The sequence below is a fragment of the uncultured Thiodictyon sp. genome (genome assembly GCA_903837595.1).
Taxonomy (GTDB): Bacteria; Pseudomonadota; Gammaproteobacteria; order Chromatiales; family Chromatiaceae; genus Thiodictyon.
Genome location: CAILVI010000125.1, coordinates 1 through 3,464, shown reverse-complemented (window position 1 = coordinate 3,464; position 3,464 = coordinate 1). Strand labels below are relative to the sequence as shown.

Genomic DNA, 3,464 nt, shown 5'->3' with positions numbered 1-3,464 from the left:
CGGCCATCGGCCTGATCGAGATCGCCGGCCTGCGTCGCCTCTACCGCATCCAGCGTTGGGAGTGCTGGCTCTCCATCGGCTGCCTCGCCGGGGTGGTCATCCTGGGTGCGATTCCAGGCATCGGCCTGGCGATCGTCGTCGCCGTCATCGAGTTTCTGTGGGATGGCTGGCGCCCCTACTCCGCGGTCCTGGGACGCGCCGACGGCCTCAAGGGCTACCACGACATCACGCGCCATCCCGACGCGCGCCGCATCCCCGGTCTGGTCTTGTTTCGCTGGGATGCGCCCCTGTTCTTCGCCAACGCCGAGTGGTTCCATGAACGGGTGCTGGAAGCGGTGGCAACGTCACCCACGCCGGTACGCTGGCTGATCGTTGCAGCGGAACCGATCACCAGCGTGGACGTCACCGCCGCCGACGTACTGACCGCATTGGACGAAACCTTGCACGTGGCGGGCATCACGCTGTGCTTTGCCGAGATGAAGGACCCCGTCAAGGATAAGCTGAAGCGATTCGGGGTGTTCGCGCAGCTTGGCGAAGCGGCCTTCTATCCGACCGTTGGTGCCGCCGTCAGCCGCTATCTCAGCACCTATCCGGTGGAATGGCTGGACTGGGAGGACCGGACCCAGTGAATGGGAAACCGAACAGGATCAGTCCTTCTCCCTTCCGCCTTGGGTAGCGGACTGTCACGCCAGCCAGCGTGAAACCGGGGTCTGACGACCAACGGAGATAGCGGACATGGCATACCCGAGCTAAACCGCGTCCAGAGTGAGATGTGTAGTTTTTGTGCTAAGGTTGAGCCCGCGCACGGAACGTGGTCCGGAGGCGCAGCCACCCGGAAAGCAAAGCGTTGAGTGTATGCTGAAATTGGATCTTGCCAAGTGGAATCAAACCGCTGAGGATCTGCGGGATGAAGCGTTGACGGCGGCCCATGAGCGCACCCGTGAACGGTTCCTGGCCTTGTACGAGCTGACCCAGCAGGGACATGGCGTCACGGCGATTGCGCGGGGAACGACGCGCCATGCACAAACGCTGATGCGTTGGGTGCACTGGTACAACGAAGCCGGTCCCGACGGGGTGGTCTTTCAACAAACGGGTGGTCTCACCCCCTTTTTTGCCAGGTGAAAGAGCAGGCGCTCGATGCGTTGCGGCGGGCGGGACTCGCCGCCGCCGCCGCACCCGCGGTGGAAAAGGACCTGGAGACCGGGCGGTTGGTACCCCGCCGCGCGCTTGAGCAACACACGGCGCCGCTGCGCTGGACCCTCAAGCGGCTGGTGACATGGATCGAGACGCAGTTTGGGCATCAGGTCAGTCGGGAAACGCTCCGCCAGGCGCTCAAGCGCCTCGGGTTTTCCTGTATTTCTACAACCACGGCCAGGTGGCGATCTGGGACTTTCCACGCGGCAACACCGAGCACACACTGACGGTCTTGCGCCGACTGCGTGAGCGTGAGCCGACCCGCAAGATCGTCCTGATCTGGGATGGGGCGCCTTATCACCGCGCCAACGCCGTGGTGGCGCTGGCCGCCGAACTGGCCATCACGCTGCTGCCGCTACCCAGTTATAGCCCTGATTTCATGCCGGTCGAAGCCCTGTGGCGCTGGTTGCGCGAGGATGTCACCTATCATCACTGTCACGCCAGCGCCGAGGAACTGATCACGCGCGTGCGCGAGTTTGCGCAGACGATCAACCTCGATCCGTTTGCGATCGCCGACCGGCTTGGGACCAGGACGAGCCTCGATCCGGAAGAGGAAAAACTACGCATCCCATGCTAGGCGGGGTTTAAGTCCTATTTTTGCACGTATGTGGGCTATACCCGACCCGCTGGTGGCCCAGCTCCCGGGCCCGCGCTGGGCGTTACGGTGGTCGGTGCGGCAGCGGCTCAGGGTGCAGACAGCGATACTGCCAGATGACTGCGGCCCCGGCCAACGCGGTAATTTCGGCCAGGTCGTAGGCGGGGGCGACCTCGACCAGGTCCATGCCCCGCAAATCGATCCCCGCCAACCGTCTGAGAATCGCCATGACCTGCCAGGTGAACAGTCCCCCGACCTCGGGGGTGCCGGTGCCGGGCGCCTGGCCGGGATCGATGGCATCGATGTCGAACGAGAGATAGGCCGGGCCGGCCCCCAGGACCGCGTGCACCTGAGCGGCGACGGCCTGCGGTCCGCAGTCCGCTCTCGTGGACCGCCGCGGCGCTGACGATGTGTACGCCCTGGCTCAGAGTCCAATCGAAAAGCCAAGGACTTGGCCAGCTACGAATACCTGGGCCGCCATGACAAGGTGGTCTTTGCCGTCGCCAGCGGCGCCTATCATGCCGGCGACACTAACGAGAGGACCTTTGAAAAATACGCGGTTGAGCATGGTCTACGCGAACTGGCCCGTTTCCCCAGTCCCACTCAAGCCTGGGTGGCACGCAGTGGGCTGGATGCCAAAGTCGCAGAGGCGCTGCGCAGCACGCTACTGTCGATGACGGGACCCGCCTTGGACTATATCGACCGCAACGGCTTCCTCCCGCCCGACGACAGCAATTACGAAGAACTGCGCAAGGCCATTGAGGCCGCCCGGGGGTTTGGTGGCTAGCTGTGGCGGCCCACAAACATCCGCGCTCCGACCCACAAACACCGCGATTTCTGGCCCAGAGTAACTGCAAATAACGGGAGTCTCGAACGCAGATTATTTGCAAATGAGCCCACATTAACTGCAAACAGCGCGCAAACATCTGCGCCAGCCCAGATTATCTGCAAATGGGGCTGGCACCTTCATTGACCAAAGGGTTAGTCCTGAGCGGCCCCCGCGGCAGGGGGGATCAGAAGGCGCCGCACGACCTCCTGGACCCGGGCAAGGCGCCCTCGACGCGGTCCTGTCGCTATCCCTGGGCCTGACTGCGATCCCCAGCGTACCGCACCGACCGGCCACCGTCGGTTCGGCGAAACGGAGGTTTTTCCGGACCATCAGGAGACCACCCGTCCTGCCCTCCAACGCCAACCAAAGGCCCGGTTTTCCGGTCCGAAGAACCGGTTGCGGAAATCAGAGTTCACTTTTCCTCAACCCCGATGGGTCCGTCGAACCGCGGGCGTCCAGAGCAGCGGATGGACATCGGCCGCTGGTGCGAACACCGATCCGCTGTCGGCGGCCGACTCCACGGGGCTCCAGCGTCGTTTGCAGATAATCTGGGCCGGGGCGGATGTTTGCGCGCTGTTTGCAGCTAATGTGGGCTCATTTGCAAATAATCTGGGTCCTGGACCACCCTTATTTGCAGTTAATGTGGGCCGAAAATCGCGATGTTTGTGGGTCGGGGCGCGGATATTTGTGGGCCGCTACAAGTAGGGGGTTGAGGCGCAGTGGAACGTAAAACCGGGTTAAGCGCGGGGTCCTTGATAGGTTTGATGGTGAGTGATTTTCTTTGGCGACCCTCGCCGGTCGGCGTGGGCCTGTCCGCACAGGCCAAGATGGGTGTACCCATCTTGG

The 3,464-nt window shown here is 63.1% G+C and carries 6 protein-coding genes; 5 read left to right on the top strand and 1 reads right to left on the bottom strand.

Going from position 1 to position 3,464, the window contains the following annotated elements:
* The 4 genes from QZY44_RS06735 to QZY44_RS06725 all read left to right on the top strand — a co-directional run.
* Positions 1-629: STAS domain-containing protein (locus QZY44_RS06735; RefSeq protein WP_295444009.1), on the top strand; the 629-nt coding region annotated here is incomplete at its 5' end.
* 226 nt (positions 630-855) lie between these two features.
* A complete protein-coding gene (locus QZY44_RS06730) occupies positions 856-1,122 on the top strand; it encodes a helix-turn-helix domain-containing protein (RefSeq protein ID WP_295444007.1) in 267 nt (88 codons plus the stop codon).
* Positions 1,119-1,421, top strand: coding sequence for a winged helix-turn-helix domain-containing protein (locus QZY44_RS35670; RefSeq protein WP_365303523.1), 303 nt, complete (start codon positions 1,119-1,121; stop codon positions 1,419-1,421). The genes QZY44_RS06730 and QZY44_RS35670 overlap by 4 nt, the downstream gene beginning before the upstream one ends.
* Positions 1,376-1,771 carry a transposase gene (locus QZY44_RS06725; protein ID WP_365303520.1) on the top strand — a complete coding sequence of 132 codons (396 nt, stop codon included), beginning with the start codon at positions 1,376-1,378 and terminating at the stop codon, positions 1,769-1,771. Before QZY44_RS35670 ends, QZY44_RS06725 begins: the two co-directional genes overlap by 46 nt.
* Positions 1,772-1,853: 82 nt before the next feature.
* Here QZY44_RS06725 and QZY44_RS06720 read toward each other — a convergent pair whose 3' ends face one another.
* Positions 1,854-2,138 carry an arginase family protein gene (locus QZY44_RS06720; RefSeq protein ID WP_295444001.1) on the bottom strand — a complete coding sequence of 95 codons (285 nt, stop codon included), beginning with the start codon at positions 2,136-2,138 and terminating at the stop codon, positions 1,854-1,856.
* 102 nt (positions 2,139-2,240) lie between these two features.
* Here QZY44_RS06720 and QZY44_RS06715 point away from each other — a divergent pair, with 102 nt between their 5' ends.
* Complete coding sequence (locus QZY44_RS06715) at positions 2,241-2,576, top strand: PhnD/SsuA/transferrin family substrate-binding protein (RefSeq protein WP_295443999.1); 336 nt, start codon at positions 2,241-2,243, stop codon at positions 2,574-2,576.
* Positions 2,577-3,464: the final 888 nt, after the last annotated feature.